This window comes from Streptomyces sp. 891-h (assembly GCF_022760275.1).
Classification (GTDB): domain Bacteria; phylum Actinomycetota; class Actinomycetes; order Streptomycetales; family Streptomycetaceae; genus Streptomyces; species Streptomyces spirodelae.
This window is the reverse complement of sequence record NZ_CP050693.1, coordinates 2,161,197-2,181,111: the sequence shown is the minus strand read 5'-3', so window position 1 is coordinate 2,181,111 and position 19,915 is coordinate 2,161,197. Positions and strand designations below refer to the sequence as shown.

13 protein-coding genes are annotated in these 19,915 nt (G+C 72.2%); 9 read left to right on the top strand and 4 right to left on the bottom strand.

The window, feature by feature from the left end; genetic code table 11:
- Nucleotide 1: 1 nt before the first annotated feature.
- Nucleotides 2-1,741 carry a TerD family protein gene (locus HC362_RS09125; RefSeq protein WP_243083386.1) on the bottom strand — a complete coding sequence of 580 codons (1,740 nt, stop codon included), beginning with the start codon at nucleotides 1,739-1,741 and terminating at the stop codon, nucleotides 2-4.
- A 423-nt stretch (nucleotides 1,742-2,164) separates the two neighbouring features.
- Here HC362_RS09125 and HC362_RS09120 point away from each other — a divergent pair, with 423 nt between their 5' ends.
- The 4 genes from HC362_RS09120 to HC362_RS09105 all read left to right on the top strand — a co-directional run bounded on the left by HC362_RS09120 (nucleotide 2,165) and on the right by HC362_RS09105 (nucleotide 8,668).
- Nucleotides 2,165-4,459, top strand: coding sequence for an MMPL family transporter (locus HC362_RS09120; RefSeq protein ID WP_243083385.1), 2,295 nt, complete (start codon nucleotides 2,165-2,167; stop codon nucleotides 4,457-4,459).
- Nucleotides 4,419-5,006 carry a hypothetical protein gene (locus tag HC362_RS09115; protein WP_243083384.1) on the top strand — a complete coding sequence of 196 codons (588 nt, stop codon included), beginning with the start codon at nucleotides 4,419-4,421 and terminating at the stop codon, nucleotides 5,004-5,006. Before HC362_RS09120 ends, HC362_RS09115 begins: the two co-directional genes overlap by 41 nt.
- A gap of 191 nt (nucleotides 5,007-5,197) precedes the next feature.
- Nucleotides 5,198-5,392: a hypothetical protein gene (locus tag HC362_RS09110; protein WP_243083383.1), complete on the top strand. Its 195-nt coding sequence runs from the start codon at nucleotides 5,198-5,200 to the stop codon at nucleotides 5,390-5,392.
- Nucleotides 5,393-5,434: 42 nt separating this feature from the next.
- Entirely contained in the window at nucleotides 5,435-8,668 is a 3,234-nt protein-coding gene (locus tag HC362_RS09105) for a helix-turn-helix transcriptional regulator (RefSeq protein WP_243083382.1), read from the top strand.
- Here the strand turns inward: HC362_RS09105 and HC362_RS09100 are convergent.
- The 3 genes from HC362_RS09100 to HC362_RS09090 all read right to left on the bottom strand — a co-directional run bounded on the left by HC362_RS09100 (nucleotide 8,556) and on the right by HC362_RS09090 (nucleotide 11,216).
- Nucleotides 8,556-8,798, bottom strand: a complete 243-nt coding sequence (locus HC362_RS09100) for a DUF6191 domain-containing protein (RefSeq protein ID WP_243088450.1) — start codon at nucleotides 8,796-8,798, stop codon at nucleotides 8,556-8,558. The two genes, HC362_RS09105 and HC362_RS09100, sit on opposite strands and share 113 nt — an antisense overlap.
- A 22-nt stretch (nucleotides 8,799-8,820) precedes the next feature.
- Nucleotides 8,821-9,951: a PQQ-dependent sugar dehydrogenase gene (locus tag HC362_RS09095; RefSeq protein WP_243088449.1), complete on the bottom strand. Its 1,131-nt coding sequence runs from the start codon at nucleotides 9,949-9,951 to the stop codon at nucleotides 8,821-8,823.
- 269 nt (nucleotides 9,952-10,220) lie between these two features.
- On the bottom strand, nucleotides 10,221-11,216 hold the full coding sequence (locus HC362_RS09090; protein ID WP_243083381.1) for an aldo/keto reductase: 996 nt from the start codon (nucleotides 11,214-11,216) through the stop codon (nucleotides 10,221-10,223).
- A gap of 144 nt (nucleotides 11,217-11,360) precedes the next feature.
- Between HC362_RS09090 and HC362_RS09085 the strand changes: the two genes are divergently transcribed.
- From HC362_RS09085 to ilvC, 5 genes are all read left to right on the top strand, one after another.
- The gene (locus tag HC362_RS09085) at nucleotides 11,361-12,338 is read left to right on the top strand and encodes a 2-hydroxyacid dehydrogenase (protein WP_243083380.1); all 978 of its coding nucleotides are present in this window, start codon (nucleotides 11,361-11,363) and stop codon (nucleotides 12,336-12,338) included.
- 339 nt (nucleotides 12,339-12,677) lie between these two features.
- Entirely contained in the window at nucleotides 12,678-16,007 is a 3,330-nt protein-coding gene (locus HC362_RS09080; protein WP_279240081.1) for an EAL domain-containing protein, read from the top strand.
- Between the two features lie 283 nt (nucleotides 16,008-16,290).
- A complete protein-coding gene (locus HC362_RS09075) occupies nucleotides 16,291-18,153 on the top strand; it encodes an acetolactate synthase large subunit (protein WP_243083379.1) in 1,863 nt (620 codons plus the stop codon).
- A 31-nt stretch (nucleotides 18,154-18,184) separates the two neighbouring features.
- Nucleotides 18,185-18,709, top strand: coding sequence for an acetolactate synthase small subunit (gene ilvN, locus HC362_RS09070; RefSeq protein ID WP_099884516.1), 525 nt, complete (start codon nucleotides 18,185-18,187; stop codon nucleotides 18,707-18,709).
- 82 nt (nucleotides 18,710-18,791) lie between these two features.
- On the top strand, nucleotides 18,792-19,790 hold the full coding sequence (gene ilvC / locus HC362_RS09065; RefSeq protein WP_209264727.1) for a ketol-acid reductoisomerase: 999 nt from the start codon (nucleotides 18,792-18,794) through the stop codon (nucleotides 19,788-19,790).
- Nucleotides 19,791-19,915 lie beyond the last annotated feature (125 nt).

Sequence of the window (19,915 nt, the reverse complement as noted above, 5' to 3'; positions counted from 1 at the left end):
CCTAGACCTCGTACGGCTGGACGACGATGAAGTTGCCGGGCGCACCGCGGAACTGGAGGTTCACGGTCTCCCCGCTGTGTCCCGGATAGGCGTTGCGGTGCAGCCGCACCTGGCTGGTGACGATCACCTGGGCCGCCGCCGACCAGGCCACCACCGCCTGTGCGTCGGCGAACGTGGTCGGGGTGACGGGAAGCACTACGGGGGTGCCCTGCGTCTTGACGACCACCGTGCCCGTGCCGGAGAACTGCATCGTGAACAGCGCGCCGCCGGGGATGCCGTGGCCCTCGATCCGGCGGACCTCGTGCTGCAGCGACTCGTCGAAGGCGAGCACGTTGTCGGCCGAGACGCAGAGCCCGTCGCCCTGGAGCTCCACCGGGTGGACGTGCGCCGCGTTCTCGGCGAAGAACACCTGGCCGCGCCCACTGCAGCGCATCAGCTGCATCTCCTGGCCGGTCGCGTTGCCGACGACACGGCCGGTGAAGCCGGCGCCCTTGTAGGAGAAGTCGACCTTCCCCTGGTAGAGCACCATGCTGCCCTGCTTGGCGAGCACGGGCTGACCGTCGATACCGATGTCCGCGCGGACGAGCGACGGGTTCTGCAGCGTCCACCGCTGGCCGGTCGGCACCTCGTGGAACTTCTGCAGCACCGCGCCCATGCCGGCGGCCGGCCCCTGCGGAATCTGCGGGGCACCGTAGCCGCCGCCCGGCGCCTGCTGGGCAAACGGATTGGAGAGCTGCTGCCCGACAGGCGGCGCGCCAGGAGGCCCGGGCGGTCCGGGCGGGCCCGGCTGCTGGGGCTGCGGGGCTTGCGGCGCCTGCGGCGGGTGGATGGGCCCGGCCATGGTGGGTGCGCCATGGACGTCGGGCGCCGTGGGCTGGGGCGCCTGCGGTGCCTGCGGCGCCTGCGGCGCGAACGGCTGCTGAGGGGCTTGCGGTTGCTGCGGCACCTGAGGCTGCTGCGGCGCTTGGGGCTGCGGCGCCTGCGGGGCCGGCGGAGCTTGCGGCGCCGGGGCCTGCGGAGCCTGGGCTCGGGGAGCCGGAGCGGGCGCAGGCGCAGGCGCAGGCTGGGCCGCCGGAGGCTGAGCCGCCTGCGGCCCCGGCGCGGGACCCGGCGGAGGTGCGAAACCCGGCGCGGGCTGCTGCTGCGGCGCCGCACCCCCTCCCGGTGGCGCGAACCCGGGCGCGGCCTGCGGCTCGGGCGCCTGCTCCTCCTCCAACACCTCGCCGCCGAAGTGCTTCAGCAGCGCGTCGAGGCCACCGTCGAAACCCTGCCCGATCGCCGCGAACCGCCAGATGTCGTTCTTCCGGTAGATGTCACCGAGCATCACGGCGCGTTCGGTGGTGAACTCCGAGCCGTCGAAGGGATAGCGGGCGACCTCCTCGCCGCCCGCCACCAGCCGGATGTACCCGGGACCGATCTGCGACATCTGCCCGGCGCCGTCGATCGTGGCCGTGAACGAGAGCCGCTGCACCTGCGGGGGAATCCGCTCCAGCGTCACCCGGAAGGATTCGGTGTCCCCGGCCTGCGCCCCGAGGAGCTGCAGGGATTCCTCAGGCGATTTGGGCTGGTTGAAGAAGATGAAGTAGCGGTCGTCGGAGAGCCGCTCCTCCCCGTCCAGCCCGAAACAGCTGATGTCGAAGGAGAGTCCGGCTCCGGCGATCTGCACACCCACATACAGATCCGTGCCCGCCGTCAGATCACTGATCTTGGCCTTGTGGCCGCGCTGCAATTCCCTGGGCATACGTAACGACCGTCCCCCATCCCGTGTGGCGCCTGTATCGAGCAATCCGGCCTTCGTCCGGCTCTCCCACCCCACGGTGCGGTTGCCGAACGGCTCACACAGGCTAATGGGTATGACGACCCGGGTACCGGGCGCGTTCCCGGACAGCGCGGCCGTTCCCGATTGCATCCGGGGCACCCGTTTCGCGGTGAGGACGCGGTTACGGGCTGAGACGCCGGGTTGCGGGTGCTGTGGGTATTGCCACAAAGGGGTCAATCGATCTTTTCGGGGTGGCACGCTGCTGGAAAGCGGTCCTTGAGGCGAGGTGATCGATTGCCTCGGACCCCTCCTCCCGGCTTGCGACCGGGAGACCCCCAGATGCGGCGGACAGGGGCGCCGCACCCACTCCGTGCCCGTACGACCCCCGGGAGCAGGCGACCGCCCGTGACCGCACTTGCCCGCTGGTGCCTGAGGCGCCGCCTTCTTGTCCTGCTGCTCTGGCTCGCCGCGCTCGCCGGTGCCGTGACGGCCTCGTCACTCGCCGGCAGCGCCTACTCGGACGACTACGGTGCCCAGGGCACCGAGTCCGGGAAGGCGGCGCAGCGTCTGGAGACCGCTTTCCCCGACCGGGCAGGCGGCAGCGACACGATCGTCTGGCACACCGACAAGGGCAGTGTGCGCGCGACCGCCGTCCAGGAGCGGATGACCGAGACCCTGGACAAGGTCGAGCACCTGCCGGGTGTCGCCTCCGTGGAGTCCCCCTACGGAGCCCAGGAGCAGGGCAGGATCAGCCAGGACGGCCGTACCGCCTACGCCGACCTCACCTTCGACCGGCCCACCGACGAGCTGGGCGAGAAGAAGGTGCGGCACGTCGTGGAGACCATCCGGGACGCTTCGGGCCCGGGGCTCCAGGTGGAGGCCGGCGGCTCCGGGGCGGCGACGGCCGAGGCGCCCAAGGGGCACCTGGCCGAGATCATCGGGCTGGCGGCGGCCGCCGTCGTGCTCTTCCTGGCGTTCGGCTCGCTGGCCGCCACCGCCCTGCCGCTGATCACCGCTGTGGTGGCCGTCGGCACGGCGGCGGCTTGTATCGGGCTGCTCAGCCAGGTGATGACCGTCGCCGACTTCGCGCCGATGCTGGGCATGCTGATCGGGCTGGGCGTGGGCATCGACTACGCGCTGTTCATCGTCACCCGGCACCGAAGAGGGCTGCGTTCCGGGCTGCCGGTGGTCGAGGCCGCGCGCCGCGCCGTGACGGTGTCGGGACGCGCGGTGGTCTTCGCGGGCGCCACGGTCTGTATCGCGCTGCTGGGCATGTTCATCCTGCGGCTCAGCTTCCTCAACGGCGTCGCGATCGCCGCCTGCCTGACCGTGCTGCTCAGCGTGGCCGCCTCGGTCACGCTGCTGCCCGCGCTGCTGAGCTTCATCGGGATGCGGGCGCTCAGCCGCCGCGAGCGGCGGCAGCTGACCGAGCACGGGCCGCGCCCCGACCGGCCCACCGGCTTCGCCATGCGCTGGTCGGCCTTCGTGGAGCGGCATCCCAGGCTGCTGGGCGCGGTCGCCGCCGTGCTGATGGCCGTGCTCGCGCTGCCGGCGCTCGGGCTGCACCTGGGCACTTCTGACCAGGGCAACGACCCGGCCGCCAGCACCACCCGCAAGGCGTACGACATGCTCGCGGACGGTTTCGGTCCGGGCACCAACGGTCCGCTGACGCTGGTCGGCGAGCTGGACGGGGCGGGCGACAAGCTCGCCTTCGACCACCTGCGCGAGAGCGTCCGGGACACCGAGGGCGTCGCGCAGGTCAGCGGGCCCGAGTTCAACGGGAGCGGCGACACCGGCGTGATCACCGTGGTTCCGGACAGCTCTCCGCAGTCCCGGGACACCTCTGAGCTGGTGGACCGGCTGCGCGAGGACGTGCTGCCCCAGGCCGAGGAAGGCTCCACCATGGAGGTCCTGGTCGGCGGCACGACCGCGGGCCACGACGACTTCGCCGACATCATCGTCGGCAAGCTGCCGCTCTTCGCCGGAGTGGTCATCGGGCTCGGCTGTCTGCTGCTCCTGCTGGCCTTCCGCAGCATCGGCATCCCCATCAAGGCGGCGGTGATGAACATAGCGGCCGTCGCCGCGGCCTTCGGCATCGTGGTCGCCGTCTTCCAGTGGGGCTGGGGCAGCGAGCTGCTCGGCCTGGGCAGCGCGGGGCCCATCGAGCCCTTCCTGCCCGTCATCATGATCTCGGTGCTCTTCGGGCTGTCCATGGACTACCAGGTCTTCCTGGTCAGCCGGATGTACGAGGAATGGCGGCTGACCGGGGACAACAGACGCGCTGTGCGGGTGGGGCTCTCGGAGACCAGCCGGGTGATCAACTCGGCTGCCGTGATCATGATCTCCGTCTTCGGCGGCTTCGTGCTCAGCGGCGACCGGCTGATCGCCATGTTCGGCATCGCGCTGGCGGCCGCTGTGGCGCTGGACGCGTTCGTGCTGCGTACGCTGCTGGTTCCGGCGCTGATGCACATGCTGGGCGGCGCCAACTGGTGGCTACCGCAGTGGCTGGACCGCAGGCTGCCACGGCTGAGCATCGAGCCGGATTCGGTCGACGACAGCACCGAGGAGGACGCGCTGGCGAGCGCGGACGTACCGGTGGTGGGACAGCGCACCGGCCCTCTCATCGGTCTCTCAGAAACCGCACCTACGGTGGCCGCCAATGGCTACCGAAAGCACGAAGACCAAGCAGAGCGGGACTGAGAAGTCCCTCGCCGACGACCCGGCCGACGAGGCGGTCAGCGAGCCCGCCGACCAGCTGGTCACCGAGCCGGCCGACCCACAGGACACGGCGTACGACGAGCGCGACCCCGACGCTCCCGGCACCGCGCCGGGCCGGCCCGGCGACTGGAAGGGCGGCGCGTTCGCCGTCGTCAGCGCCGGTCTCGGCCTCGCCTCGCTGACCGGCACCGCCTTCAGCGACATGCTGCGCGAGCGCAAGGCCCTCATCGAGCAGATCAACAGCGGCGCCCAGGGCGGCGGCGGCTCGGCGGCCGACCAGGTCAACGCCGTCTATGGCGCGCCCTGGCACGCGGCGGCCGTCGTCAACGGGATCTCCGCCGTACTCGCCCTCGTGGTGGGCGGCCTCGTGCTGGCGACGCTCAGCGGCCGGCCCGGGGCCCGCGGCTGGGTCAAGTCCGTCGCGCTGGGCGGAGTGGTACTCGGCCTGCTCGGTCTGGTCGTCGCGGGCGGTATGTACTTCGACCTGCTCGCGGCGCAGCCCGAGGTGCCCTCCTCGCCCGGCGGATGAGCCCTGGCGCGGATGAGTCCCGGCCAGTGACCGGCGCCTGGGTACTCGGTCCGGTGGCCTAGGACTCCTCCGCCGCCGTCCTAAGGCCCTCGGGCCCACCAGGACAGGTCAGTTGCCCGATGTGCCGGTACCCCCTCAGCGAGCAGTCTTGGAGCACAAGATCCGCACTGCTCCACGAGGGGGATACCGAGATGCTGTACGACCCGAGCACCAGCCAGTACCAGTTCCGGGCCGACGAGCTGCGCCGCGAGGCGGAGCACGAGCGGCTGGTCAGCGCCGCCCGCGAGGCCCGCAGGGAGGAGCGGGGCACCTGGCGCTCCCGGTTCCTCGGCCGCGGACGGCCGAGCCAGGACGGGAACGAGCGGGTATGGGTCCGCGCCGCGTGAGGGCCACCGGCGGCGGATGATCGCCGATAAGGCAGGTGCCCTATGTCGGCCCCGGATGCGATGCTGAGCGACGTGCCCCTGCAAACCGCTGTCAGCCCCGTGTTCGTCGGCCGCACCGCCGAACTGGCGGCGCTCACCAAGGCCCTCACCCGCGCAGGTACGGGCGCGCCCCAAGCGCTGCTCCTCGGCGGCGAGGCCGGCGTGGGCAAGACCCGGCTCCTGGAGGAGTTCCTGGAGCGGGCCCGTACGGCCGGCGGTTTCACCACACTGGGCGGCTGTCTCGAACTGGGCGCCGACGGCCTCCCCTTCGCGCCCTTCACCACGGCGCTGCGCGGCCTGCGCAGCGCCGTGCCGCCCGCCGTGCTGGCCGCAGCGGCGGAGGGCAGGGAGGCCGAACTGGCCCGGCTGCTCCCGGACCTGGCGGTGCCGGGCCCGGCGGGACCGCAGCGCGAGGAGTACGACGACGGCGCCGACGGCGGCCGCGCCCGGCTGTTCGAGGCGACGGCCCAGCTGCTGGAACGGCTGGCGGCCGACCGCACTCTCGTCGTCGCGCTCGAAGACCTCCAGTGGGCCGACCGCTCCACCCGGGAACTGCTCGGCTACCTCTTCCGCTCCGTACGCGCCTGCCGGCTGGTGCTGCTGGCGACCTACCGCACCGACGACATACACCGGCGCCACCCGCTGCGCCCCTTCCTCGCCGAGCAGGACCGGCTGCGCACCGTCCTGCACCTGGAGCTGCCACGGCTGACCCGGGCCGAGGTGCGCGCCCAGATCACCGGTATCAACGGCACCGAGCCCGCGAGCGGGCTCGCCGAGGAGATCTTCCGCCGCTCCGAGGGCATCCCCTTCTTCGTCGAGGAGCTGACGGCGACCGAGGCGGCCTGCGCCATCAGCGACTCGCTGCGCGATCTGCTGCTCGTCCGCGTCGAGGCGCTGCCCGAGTCGGCGCAGCGGGTGGTGCGGCTCGCCGCGGGCGGCGGCTCGGCGGTCGAGCACGCGTTGCTGGCTGCCGTCGCCGGGCTGGGCGAGGACGCGCTGCTGGAGGCCCTGCGCTCGGCGGTGGGCGCCAATGTGCTGCGCCCCACCGGGGACGGCAGCGGCTATCTGTTCCGGCACGCCCTGCTGCGCGAGGCGGTACGAGAGGATCTGCTCCCCGGCGAGCTGGCCCGGATCAGCCGCCGCTACGCCGAGGCCCTGGAAGCGGAGCCTTCGCTGGTGCCGTCCGAGGAGCGGCTGGCTCGGCTGGCGCACTACTGGCACCGCAGCCGGGACGCGGCCAGGGCGCTGCCCGCCGCGCTCTCCGCCTCCGTCGAGGCCCGGCACCGGCACGCGTACGCGGAGGAGCACCAACTCCTCGAGCGGGCGATCGAATTGTGGGACGAGGTGCCCGAGGAGGCCAGGGCCGGGCTGCCCGCGCTGCGCGTCCCGCGGACCTTCCCCGTGGCCGGTACCTCGGGCTGGGCGGACAGGCACCCCTTCTCCCATCCGCCGCGCTTCATCGAGGTGCTGGCCGAGGCCGTCGTCGCCGCCCGGATCAGCGGGGACGTGGCCCGCGCGAAGGCGCTGGCGCGGCGCGCGCTGGCCCGGCTGGACGAGACGAAGGATCCGCTCACCGCCGCGTGGTTCCAGCTGAAGCTGGGGATGCTGCTGGAGGACACCGGCAAGGGCGACGGCTGGGCGCAGATCGCCAAGGCGCAGGAGCTGGTCCGCGGGCTGCCGCCGTCCGCCGTGCACGCCGAGGTGCTCTCCAGCGCCGCGAGCTGGGGCATGGTGCACCGCCCCGGACGGGAGGCGCTGGCCACGGCCGTACGCGCGGTGGAGCTGGCCCGGGTGGTGGGCGCCACCGCCATCGAACTGGGGGCCAGGGTCACGCTGGGCACCCTGCTCGCCGAGTCGGGGGACCTGGAGGAGGGCCTGGCCGAGCTCGCCCGGGCGCGGGACGAGGCGGACGAGGCGGGCGTCACCTCGGTGATGACCTGCGCCGCCGTCAACATCGCCGGCACGCTGGAGGCGGTGGGCCGCTCCGCGCAGGCGGCCGAGGAGGCCGCACGCGCGGCCCGCGTCGCCCACGAGCGCGGCCGCCCCAACTCCTACGCGGGGGCGCTCGCGGGGCAGGCCGAGGCGCTGCTGTCGACGGGGGAGTGGGAACGGGCGGCCGAACTCCTCGACCTGGCCAAAGGGGCGGCGCGAGTGGCCGACGTACGCGCCTGGGTCGCGCTGCTGCGCGCCCGGCTGGCCCGCGACCGTGGCGATCTGCCCGGGCTGGCCGACGCGGTCGAGGAGGCGGTGGCCACCATGGGCTCCTCGCCCGCCGTCGAGCCTCAGAAGGTGGTGGCGCTGCGGTACTTCACCATGGTGCTGGCCGCCGAGCGGGGCGAGCTGGTCAAGGCACGCGCCGAGCTGGCCGCGGCCCTGGAGGCCGGTTTCCCGCCGGGCGCCCACCCCTACGCCTGGGCCCTGCTGTACGCGGCCGCGTCCCTCGAGGCGGAGCTGCGTGGCCTGCCCGACGCCGAGCGGGGACGGGGCGATGTGCTGGCCGGAGTGCGCCGCGCGGCCCGCAGCCTGCCCCGCCCCGCGCCGGTGTGGGAGGGGTGTGCGCTCCTGCTGGAGGCCGAACTGAAGCGGGCCGAGGGGGAGAACGAGCCGCAGCTGTGGGAGGCGGCCGCGCAGACCCTGGAACCGGTCGGCCGGCCGGTACCGCTGGCCCGTGCCCGGCTGCGCTGGGCCGAGGCGCTGCTGGAGCGCGGGGGCGGCAGGCGTGCCGGCTCACGGACCCCTGACCACCTGCTGAGGCAGGCCCACTCCGTCGCCGCCCGGCTCGGCGCTGCACCGCTGCGGGCCGAGGCCGAACAGCTCGCGGTACGGGCGCGGATCGCGCTCGACGGAGCCGACGGCGGGGGAGCGGCAGAGCGCGCCCCGGCGGGCAAGGGAGCCGCGCAGCCCGCCGACCCGGCCGAGTCGTTCGGGCTCACCCGGCGCGAGCGCGGGGTGCTGGAGCTGGTCGCCGAGGGCCGCAGCAACCGTCAGATAGCCGAACGGCTGCACATCGCGCCGAAGACGGCGAGCGTGCACGTCTCCAACATCCTGGCCAAGCTGGGCGTCGCCACCCGCGGCGAGGCGGCGGCGATGGCCTTCCGGCTCCGGCTGGTCGGCCCGAACGGGGTCAGCGGCTCTGCGCCGACCCCGGCTCCGGCCTCACCTCCGGCGTCCACTCCGCCTCGGGCTGCCGTGCGGGCTCCGGCTCCGGATCGGTCCGTTGCCCGGGCGGACGGATGAGCACCTGGCCCGAGGCCAGGTCGATCGGCCCCTTGCCGGGGTCTGCGCTGCCCTCCTCGACCCGGGTGTGCTCCAGCCGCCGCTGCTCGTCGTCGGTGTGTTTGCGGCCCGGCGAGAACAGCTCCTCCATCAGATTGAACATCCGACCATCCTCAGCGCACCTTGAGTCGCAGGATGCGGTCGTCCCCGCTCTCCGGTGAACCACGCCCGTCCGTCTCGCTCGTGATCAGCCAGAGCCCGTCGCCACCACCGGTGCCGTGGTCGGCGACAACAGTCCGGAGCCGTCCGTACTTTCCCTTCAGGAACGCCTGAGGGGGCGCCGCGGGTTCCGCGCCCTTGAGCGGAATGCGCCACAGCCGCTCGCCGCGCAGCCCCGCCATCCACACCGACCCCTTGACGACGGCCAGCCCGCTGGGGGACGCCTCGGCGGGCCGCCACTGCTCGAGGGGGTCCCGGAAGCGCTCGTCGTCGCTCTTGCCCTCGGCGTCCGGCCAGCCGTAGTTCTCGCCCGGTTCGATCAGATTGAGCTCGTCCCAGGTGTCCTGGCCGAACTCGGAGGCCCACAGCCGCTTGTCGCGGTCCCAGTCCAGGCCCTGCACATTGCGGTGCCCCCAGCTGTAGACGACCGAGTCCGGCTCGGGGTTGCCGTGCCCGGCCGGTTCGCCCTCGGGCGTCATCCGCAGGATCTTGCCGCCCAGCGACTTCTTGTCCTGGGCGTTCTCGCCGTTCCCGGCGTCACCGGTTCCGGCGTAGAGCATCTTGTCCGGGCCGAAGGCGATCCGCCCGCCGTTGTGGAGCAGGCTCTTGGGGATGCCCTTGAGGATGGTGTCGGGCGCGCCGAGCTGGTCGCCGGGCTCCTTCTTGTCGTCGTAGACCATCCGCACGATGCGGTTGTCGGACGCGGAGGTGAAGTAGGCGTACACCATCTTCCCTGCCTGCGGCCCGTCCGGTGGGACGGCCAGCCCCATCAGCCCGCCCTCGCCGCCGGGTTCGACCCCCGGCACGGTGCCGACCTCGGTCTTCTTGCCGCTGTCGCCGTCGATGTGCAGGATCTTCCCGGTGTCCCGCGAGGAGACCAGCAGGTCGCCGCCGGGCAGCGGGGCCAGCCCCCAGGGGCTCTTCAGGCCGGTCGTGAGGGTCTTGACGACCTTCACGGAGCCCTTGGCGGGCGCAGCGCTCCCGCTCGGGGCCGCGCTGGAGTTGCTCCCCTCGGGTGACGGCTCGTCTCCCGCGCCGCCGCCCCCGCCCGAGCACCCCGCGCTCAGCGCCAGCGCACAGGCCATCCCGATGCTCACCCGTGTCGTACGTCGCACCTCGTGGCTCCCTCATCCCCTGGTAAGCGGCTCCCTCACAGGGGACCACATCGCCCCCGCCTCCCGCCCCACCCGACGCGGGTCCACTCTGCCGGGAAGGGCTGCCCCTGTTCGCCGGTCGCGGTCCGCGAGTGTCCTGTGGTGGCTGGGGGGACCTTTCGGCCGAAGTCCCCCAGCCTCCGGCCGGGAGGTGCCCCCAGGGGAGCAGTTCCCCGCGCCCCTGACGGGGCGCGGTCCTCCTAGTCCCAGGAGCCCTGCGCCGGGGGGAGGGCCGCGATCTCCGCCAGGTCGTCGGCGGTCAGCACCAGGCCGGCCGCGCGGGCGTTCTCGGTGACCCAGTGGGCCTTCTTCGTGCCGGGGACCGGGATCACGTGCCGGCCCTGGGCGAGCACCCAGGCGAGGGCGATCTGCGCGGGAGTGGCGTTGCCGTGGCGGCGGGCGACCCGGCGCAGCCCGGCCACGATGGGCTGGTTGGCGGCCATCATCTCGGCGGTGAAGCGCGGATGCCGGGCGCGTACGTCGTCCGGCTCGAAGCCGCCTCCGGTGGTGAGCGCCCCGGTCAGATAGCCGTTGCCCAGCGGCATGGCGGCCAGGAAGCCGATGCCGCGCGCCTCGCACCAGGGCAGCAGGGTCTCCAGCGCCTCGCGGGACCAGACCGAGAGTTCGGCCTGTACTCCGCTGACGGGGAAGACCTGCTGGACCCGTTCGAGCTGCCGTATGGTCCCGTCGTGAATACCGGCGCCCGCTCGTCGGTCCGCGCGGGCGCCCACGGCGCAGAAGCCCAGCGCGCGCACCTTGCCCGCGGTCACGAGCTCGGCCATCGCACCCCAGGTCTCCTCGATCGGTACCTCGGGGTCGGCGCGGTGCAGCTGGTAGAGGTCGATCACCTCGGTCTGCAGCCTGCGCAGCGAGGCGTCGCAGGCGCGTCTGACGTAGCTGGGCCGGCCGTTGGCGACGATGTGCTGCTCACCCACCAGCAGCCCGCACTTGGTGGAGACGAAGGCGTCGGAGCGCCGCTCCTTGACCGCGCGCCCGATCAGCAGCTCGTTGGTGAAGGGGCCGTACATATCGGCGGTGTCCAACAGGGACATCCCCGCGTCCAGCGCCGTGTGCACCGCGCGCAGCGAGCTCTCGCCGCGCTGCTCGGTGGTGGAGTAGGCCCAGCTCATCGGCATACAGCCGAGGCCCACGGCACCCACGCCGAGAGCTGCCGCACCAATTGTCCTGCGCTCCACCTGGTTCCCGCTCCCTCCCGGACGGCCCCCAACGTAACGGTTGCCCCCGGGGTCACACACGTTCGCTCCTGCCACACCCTCCCCCGGACCCGGCCCGGAGGGTGCCCCGGCCTGTCGGCGCGGTGCGCCGACTAGTCTCTCCCCATGTCTGATGCGACGGAGATCTGGCTCTCGCTCCCGCCGGAGAGCGTCGAGGGCCTGCCGGACACTCTGACGTACCGCTACTGGGCCGGAGAGGAGGAGTTCCCCGCGGACCCCGCCGACTGCGCCTTCTACGTCGTGCCCTACTACGTGGGTGCCGAGGTCGCCGTACGGCCGCTCGCGCGGATGACGGGTGTGCGGGTCGTCCAGACCCTCACCGCGGGGGTCGACCACATCGCCTCCGCCATCCCACGCCTCCCCACCGGTACGCGGGTGTGCAACGCCCGGGGTGTGCACGACGCGAGCACCGCCGAACTGGCCCTCGCACTCACCCTCGGCTCCCTGCGTGACCTGCCCGGATCCGTCCGCGCCCAGGACCGTGGCGAGTGGCTGCCCGGCTTCCGTCCGGCGCTCGCGGACCGCACGGTGCTGATCGTCGGTTACGGCGCCGTGGGTGAGGCGATAGAGAAGCGGCTGCTGCCCTTCGAGGTGGCCGCCGTGCACCGCGTCGCCCGCTCGGCGCGGAGCGCTCCACTGGGTCCGGTACGGCCGCTGAGCGAGATCGGTGAACTACTGCCGGAGGCGGACGTCGTGATATTGGCGACCCCGCTGACCGAGCGGACCCGCGGCATGGTCGACGCGGACTTCCTCGCCCGGATGAAGGACGGGGCGCTGCTGGTCAACGTCGCGCGGGGCGCCGTGGTCGACACCGAGGCGCTGTTGGCGGAGACGGGGACGCCCGCTTCTTCCCTGGGCGCGGAAGACGGGGTTCCGGGGCGGCTCCGTGCGGCGCTCGACGTGACCGATCCGGAACCCCTGCCCAAGGATCATCCGTTGTGGCGGACGCCCGGAGTGCTGATCACTCCGCACCTCGGAGGGATCACTTCCGCCTTCTACCCCCGTGCCAGAAGACTTCTCAGCGCGCAGCTGAGGCGCTGGGCGGCCGGTGAGGAGCTGGAGAACACGATGGCCGTGGCGTAGTTCCGGTAAACGCCCTCAGGCCGCGAGAGGCCACGCTACGGATGCGTACGACTGCACCCTGTACCGAGCTTCCCTCTTATGGTTACGGTCTGTATTGGGACTATGTCCCTGAGTGACGAACCTGGTGTATCGTCCCGAGCGGGGGGCGAAACCCGGACACGAGGGGGGCGACGGGCGAATGCACGATCAACGGACGAACTGGTGCGCGGGACGCATGGACAGCGCCCGCGGGCATCCCAACTGCCGGACACATCCCCCGCGTTGCGGCGTCTCGCCGTACGCGTCCCGCAACGGCCGGGCCGGCTCCGTCAAATGGCCCCCGTCTCCACGGGTGGCGCGATGACTACGCATGAAGCGGCTCCCAGGCGGAGCCCGTACCGGAGCGGGGCACCGAGCGCGCACCCCACCGAAGCGGTCCGGAGCGAGGCCGCACAGCAGGCGCCGCGCCAGTTGCACACCCAACCGACGCCGTCAACCCGGCCGACCCGGTCACCCTGGCCGAAGCGGTCGCTCCGCCCGAAGCGGCCGACGCCGTCGGAGCCCTGCGGAGGAGGCTCCGGAGGCGGCTCACGTACCGGTCTGCTGCCCCAGTTGGCGCTGATCGTGGTCTGCGCGGCCTACGCCGTGGGCGCCGCCTTCGGCTGGGGTTCCGAGACCGTCGCCGTCTTCATGGGCGACTTCGGGCTCAGCGCCGCAGCGCTGCTGGCCGGCGTCTCGTGCCTGTGGTACGCGCGTACCCAGCGGCGGGAGGCAGCCCAGGCCGCCGCGCAGGAACCGGCCACGACGCGCGCCAGGCTGGAGGCCAGCCGCCCGGCGTGGGTGCTCTTCGGGGTCTCCTCGCTGATGGCGGGGTTCGGCAACGGGGTATGGGGCTGGTACGAACTGGTGCTCGGCCAGCAGGTGCCGCGCCCCTCCCTGGCCGACTTCTGCTTCCTGCTGTTCGCGCCGCCGGCCATCGTCGGGCTGCTGGTGCTCGCCAAGCGCCCGGTGACCCGCGCCGGCTGGGTCTGCCTCAGCCTCGACGCCTGGCTCATCGGCGGCTCGCTGCTGACCCTGTCCTGGTCGCTGGCCCTGGCCCACACGGCCTACTGGGCGGGCGACTCGGTGGCCAGGGCGGCGCTCAACCTGGCCTATCCGCTGCTGGACATCGTGCTCGTCAGCATGGTGCTGGCGCTGCACTTCCGGCGCTCCTCGGCACACCGCAGCGCGATCAACACCGCGATCGGGGCGCTCGCCCTCACGGTGCTGTGCGACGCGCTGTTCACCTCGCCGATGCTGCGCGAGAACTACACCTCCGGGCAGCTGCTGGACGCCGGCTGGTTCGCGGGCTCGTTGCTGCTGGCCTACGCGCCCTGGGTCGGCAAGGGCGGTAAGGGCAGCAGCGGTGGCTTCGGCGACAGGCGGGGCGGCAAGGAGAAGAAGGGGAAGGTGGACCCCGTACCCGCGCAGCCGCTGGCCGCCACGGACCGGCAGGCCGAGGCACGGGCCACCCACCCCAGCCGCCCCATCTCCGGCTCGCTGAGCGCGCTGACGCCCTACCTCGCGGCCGCCGTGTGCACGCTGGGCATCCTCTACAACTCGGTGGACGGACACGACATCGACCGCGTCGTCCTCTACACGGGCTGCACCGTCGTCCTCGCGCTGGTGCTGCGCCAGGGCATCATGCTGCTGGACAACATCACCCTGACCCGGGAGCTGGCGCAGAAGGAGAACCACTTCCGCTCCCTCGTCCAGGGCTCCAGCGACGTCATCATGATCACCGCCGCCACGGGCATGCTCCGCTACGTCTCACCGGCGGCCGCCGGGGTCTACGGGCGGGACGCCGAGGACATGGTGGGCTGTGAGCTCTCCTCCCTCGTACACCCCGAGGACCTGGGCCAGGTCAACCACGAGCTGCGCCGGTTCCTGGCGGCCTCGGCCGACCAGGAGTCCAGCACCCGGATCGAGTGCCGCTTCCGGCACGGCGAAGGGCACTGGCTCAACGTCGAGTCCACGGTCAACCGCTACCAGGGCGGGCTGATCTTCAACAGCCGGGATGTCACCGAACGGGTGAGACTCCAGGCGCAGTTGCAGCACAACGCCTCGCACGACGCGCTCACCGACCTGCCCAACCGGGCCCTGTTCACCGAGCGGGTCAGGCAGGCCATCGGCGGCCGGCGCGGCGGCGACTGCGGCACCGCGGTGCTCTTCATCGACCTGGACGGCTTCAAGGCGGTCAACGACACCGTCGGCCACCAGGCGGGCGACGAACTGCTGGTGCAGGCGGCACGGCGGCTGCACGACTCCGTACGCTCGGGCGACACCGCCGCACGGCTGGGGGGCGACGAGTTCGCCGTCCTCATCCGCGGCGACGGCGAGCCGGGCCGGATGCCGGACGCCGAGCGCGAGCTGCGCATCCACGACATCGCCGACCGGCTGCGGATCACCCTCTCCGACCCGTACCGGGTGGAGGGCACGGAGGTGCGCGTCGCCGCCTCCATCGGCATCGCCTTCGCCGAGCCCGGCATCACGCCGAGTGCCCTGATGCGCAACGCCGACCTGGCGATGTACCGCGCCAAGCAGGCGGGCAAGGGCCGGGTGGAGCTGTACGCGCCGCAGATGCAGGCCGAGGTGGTCAAGCGGGCCGAGCTGGCGGCCCGGCTGCGCAGCGCGCTGCACGACGGCGAGTTCGCGCTGCTGCACCAGCCGATCGTGGAGCTGGCCAGCGGCAAGATCACCGCCATCGCCGCCGAGGCACGCTGGCGCTCGGCCCAGGGCATCCTGTTCACCCCCGCCGAGTTCCTGCGCACCGAGGGCGCCTCGGCGCGGGAGGCGCGCGGTGTCGGCGGCGAGCGGGCCGCCGAGGTGAGCCGCTGGCTGCTGGAGGAGGCGGTGCAGCAGGCGGCGGCGCGGCAGCGCGCAGGGTACGGGGCGCCGGTGACCGTACGGTTGCCCGCGCGGCGGCTGACCGAGCCGGGCATGGAGCCGCGCTCCATCGGTGCCCTGCTGGCCCGCCACGGGCTGGCCGCGGCGCCGGGCCCCACCGGTGGCACCGCGCTGGGCGCCCCCGCGGCCAATGCCGGGGTGCCGGGGGCTCCGGGTGCGCTGATCCTGGAGCTGTCGGACAGCGATCCGCGTATCCCGCTGGACGAGCTGGAACGCCGGCTGACGGCCCTGCGCCGGCTGGGGGTGCTGATCTCGCTGGACGGCTTCGGCAGCGGCTATGCGGCGATCTCTGCGCTGCGCAGGCTGCCGGTGGACATCCTGCGGCTGGACCGGGGGCTGACGGACGGCATCCTGGAGTCCACCCGGCAGCGCAAGATCACCTCCGGGCTGCTGCGGATCGCGGGGGACCTGGGGCTGACCACCGTCGCCGAGGGCGTCGACCTGCCGGAGCAGGCCACGCTGCTGCGTGAGATGGGGTGCACACACGGTCAGGGCGCGGTCTTCTCCGGGCCGCTGGACGAGCACCGGCTGCGTACGGCGCTGGCCCGCGGGGTCTACGCGGTGCCCGAGTCCACCCGCAGCGGTGGTGCCTCCGGGTACGGCGAGGAGCACCCGGAGGGCCGGGGCACGGCCGTCGCCGTGGCGGGGGCGCTGCCCGTGGCGCGGGGCGCGGGCACCCTGTCCGTGCGCCAGGAGAGTGCGGGGGACTCGCTCACGCACTCACCGGCGTCGCCCAAATGCTGAGACGGCCGTCCCACACACTTGACACCCGGGGCTTGACGGGGAGAAGGTCAGTGCCATGCGCACCCGAATTCTCGTACTTGGACAGCGCGTCGGCTGACCGCGGGACCATCCCTCCCGCGACCACCAGCGGCGCGCTCCCCTCGCTTGCCTCACGGCACGGGGGGTTTTTTGTTGCACCAGCGCCTGCGGCTCCGCAGCAGCGGCAGTCCGGAAAACCCGCCCAGCACGAGCGTCCATCCCCACCACGAGCGTCAACCCTCACTCTCCGAGAAGAGACAATCCGATGACCGATCAGGCCACCGGGGCCCCGAAACCGCAGCCGCGGGCCCGTAACAGCGGACAGCCCAATTCCGTTCCGGCCCAGGCCGCCCCCCGCATCACGGGCGCCCAGTCCCTCATCCGTGCTCTCGAGGAAGTCGGCGCCGACACCGTATTCGGCATCCCCGGCGGCGCCATCCTGCCCGCCTACGACCCGATGATGGACTCCTCCCGGGTCAAGCACGTCCTGGTCCGCCACGAGCAGGGCGCCGGTCACGCGGCCACCGGCTACGCGCAGGCCACCGGCAAGGTCGGCGTCTGCATGGCCACCTCGGGGCCCGGCGCCACCAACCTGGTCACCCCGCTCGCCGACGCGCACATGGACTCCGTGCCGCTGGTCGCCATCACCGGGCAGGTGGCCTCCGGCGCGATCGGTACCGATGCCTTCCAGGAAGCCGACATCTGCGGTATCTCGATGCCGGTCACCAAGCACAACTTCCTGGTCAAGGACCCCGACGAGATCCCCAGGATCATCGCCGAGGCGTTCCACATCGCCTCCACGGGCCGCCCGGGGCCCGTCCTGGTCGACATCGCCAAGGACGCTCTCCAGGGCGAGACCACCTTCCAGTGGCCGCCCACCGCCGAGCTGCCCGGCTACCGCCCGGTGACCAAGCCGCACGGCAAGCAGATCCGGGAGGCAGCCAAGCTGCTGGCCGAGTCCCACCGCCCGGTGCTCTACGTCGGCGGCGGCGTCCTGAAGGCGGGTGCGACGGCCGAACTCAAGGTGCTCGCCGAGCTGACCGGAGCACCGGTGACCACCACCCTGATGGGCATCGGCGCCTTCCCCGACAGCCACCCGCAGCACCTGGGGATGCCGGGGATGCACGGCACCGTCGCCGCGGTCACCGCGCTGCAGAAGGCCGACCTGATCGTCGCCCTCGGCGCCCGCTTCGACGATCGCGTCACCGGCAAGCTGGACTCCTTCGCGCCGCACGCCAAGATCGTCCACGCCGACATCGACCCCGCCGAGATCGGCAAGAACCGCGCCGCCGACGTGCCCATCGTCGGCGACGCCCGCGAGGTGCTGGCCGACCTGGTCGTCGCCCTGCAGAGCGTGGCGGCCGAACACCCTGAGGCGCCGGGCGACCGCTACGCGGACTGGTGGGCGCTGCTGGACCGCTGGCGCAAGACCTACCCGCTCGGCTACGACCTGCCCGAGGACGGCTCGCTGGCCCCGCAGCAGGTCATCCAGCGCATCGGCGAGCTGGCCCCCGAGGGCACGATCTTCGCCGCGGGCGTCGGCCAGCACCAGATGTGGGCGGCGCACTACGTCACCTACGACCAGCCGGCCACCTGGCTCAACTCCGGCGGCCTGGGCACCATGGGCTACGCCGTCCCGGCGGCGCTGGGCGCCAAGGTCGGGATGCCCGACCGCGCGGTGTGGGCCATCGACGGCGACGGCTGCTTCCAGATGACCAACCAGGAGCTGGTCACCGCGGCGCTCAACGGCGCACCCATCAAGGTCGCCATCATCAACAACGGCGCGCTGGGCATGGTCCGCCAGTGGCAGACCCTCTTCTACAACCAGCGCTACTCCAACACCGTTCTGCACAACGGCGAGGAGGGCGAGCCGAGCCGGGGCACCCGCGTCCCTGATTTCGTCAAGCTCGCCGAGGCCATGGGCTGCGTCGGCATCCGCTGCGAGGACCCCGCGCAGCTCGACGCGGTCATCGAGAAGGCCAACTCCATCAACGACCGGCCCGTCGTGGTCGACTTCATCGTCCACGAGGACGCCATGGTCTGGCCGATGGTGGCGGCAGGAACCTCCAACGACGAGGTCATGGCGGCGCGCGGCGTCCGGCCCGACTTCGGCGACAGCGACGACTGACGGCCACCGGCAAAGGAAAGGCATGTCCCCGATGTCCAAGCACACGCTCTCCGTGCTGGTGGAGAACACCCCCGGCATCCTGGCCAGGATCGCCTCGCTCTTCTCCCGCCGCGGCTTCAACATCGACTCGCTCGCCGTCGGTGTGACCGAGCACCCCGACATCTCGCGCATCACCATCGTGGTGAACGTCGAGGACCTGCCGCTGGAGCAGGTCACCAAGCAGCTCAACAAGCTGGTCAACGTCCTCAAGATCGTCGAGCTGGAGCCGTCCTCGGCGGTCCAGCGCGAACTCGTCCTGGTCAAGGTCCGCGCCGAGGGCGAGACCCGCTCGCAGATCGTGGAGATCGTCCAGCTCTTCCGCGCCAAGACCGTGGACGTCTCCCCGGAGGCCGTCACCATCGAGGCCACCGGCAGCGCCGACAAGCTGGAGGCGATGCTGAGGATGCTGGAGCCGTACGGCATCAAGGAACTGGTGCAGTCCGGCACCATCGCCATAGGGCGCGGCGCCCGCTCCATCACCGACCGGAGCCTCAGGGCGCTGGAGCGCTCCGCTTGACCGTCCGCCCCTGGGGCGCCCCGTCAGCCCGGCCGCGTAGGTTGGGCCCACACCGAAGACTGAGTACAAGGAGAAACACCCCGTGGCCGAGCTGTTCTACGACGACGACGCCGATCTGTCCATCATCCAGGGCCGCAAGGTCGCGGTTCTCGGATACGGCAGCCAGGGCCACGCCCACGCGCTGTCCCTGCGCGACTCGGGCGTCGACGTCCGGGTCGGTCTGCACGAGGGCTCGAAGTCCCGTGCCAAGGCCGAGGAGCAGGGTCTGCGCGTGACCACGCCCGCCGAGGCGGTCCAGGAAGCGGACGTGATCATGATCCTGGTCCCGGACCCGGTCCAGGCCAAGGTCTACGAGGAGTCCGTCGCCCCCCACCTCAAGGATGGCGACGCGCTCTTCTTCGGCCACGGCCTGAACATCCGCTACGGCTTCATCAAGCCCCCGGCCTCCGTCGACGTGTGCATGGTCGCCCCCAAGGGCCCGGGCCACCTGGTCCGCCGCCAGTACGAGGAGGGGCGCGGCGTGCCGTGCATCGCGGCGGTCGAGCAGGACGCGAGCGGCAACGCCTTCGCGCTGGCGCTGTCGTACGCCAAGGCCATCGGCGGCACCCGGGCCGGTGTCATCAAGACCACCTTCACCGAGGAGACCGAGACCGACCTGTTCGGTGAGCAGGCCGTGCTGTGCGGCGGTACGGCCGCGCTGGTCAAGGCGGGCTTCGACACCCTGGTCGAGGCCGGCTACCAGCCGGAGATCGCCTACTTCGAGTGCCTCCACGAGCTGAAGCTGATCGTGGACCTGATGTACGAGGGCGGCCTGGAGAAGATGCGCTGGTCGGTCTCCGAGACCGCCGAGTGGGGCGACTACGTCTCCGGTCCGCGCGTGATCAACGACCAGACGCGGGCCGAGATGAAGAAGATCCTCGGCGAGATCCAGGACGGCTCCTTCGCCAACAACTGGATGGCCGAGTACAACGCGGGTCTGCCCAAGTACAACGAGTACAAGAAGGCCGACGAGGACAGCCTGCTGGCCAACACGGGCAAGAAGCTGCGCTCCCTGATGAGCTGGGTCGACGAGGAGAAGTAACCCTCACCCTGTCGTGGGCAATCGGTCCGTCCCGCACCTCGCGCGTACGGACCGATTGCCCACGCCCATGAGCTGGCGCCGATAGACTGCTGAGCCACAGGCTCACAGCGTCGTGCGTCTGCCTC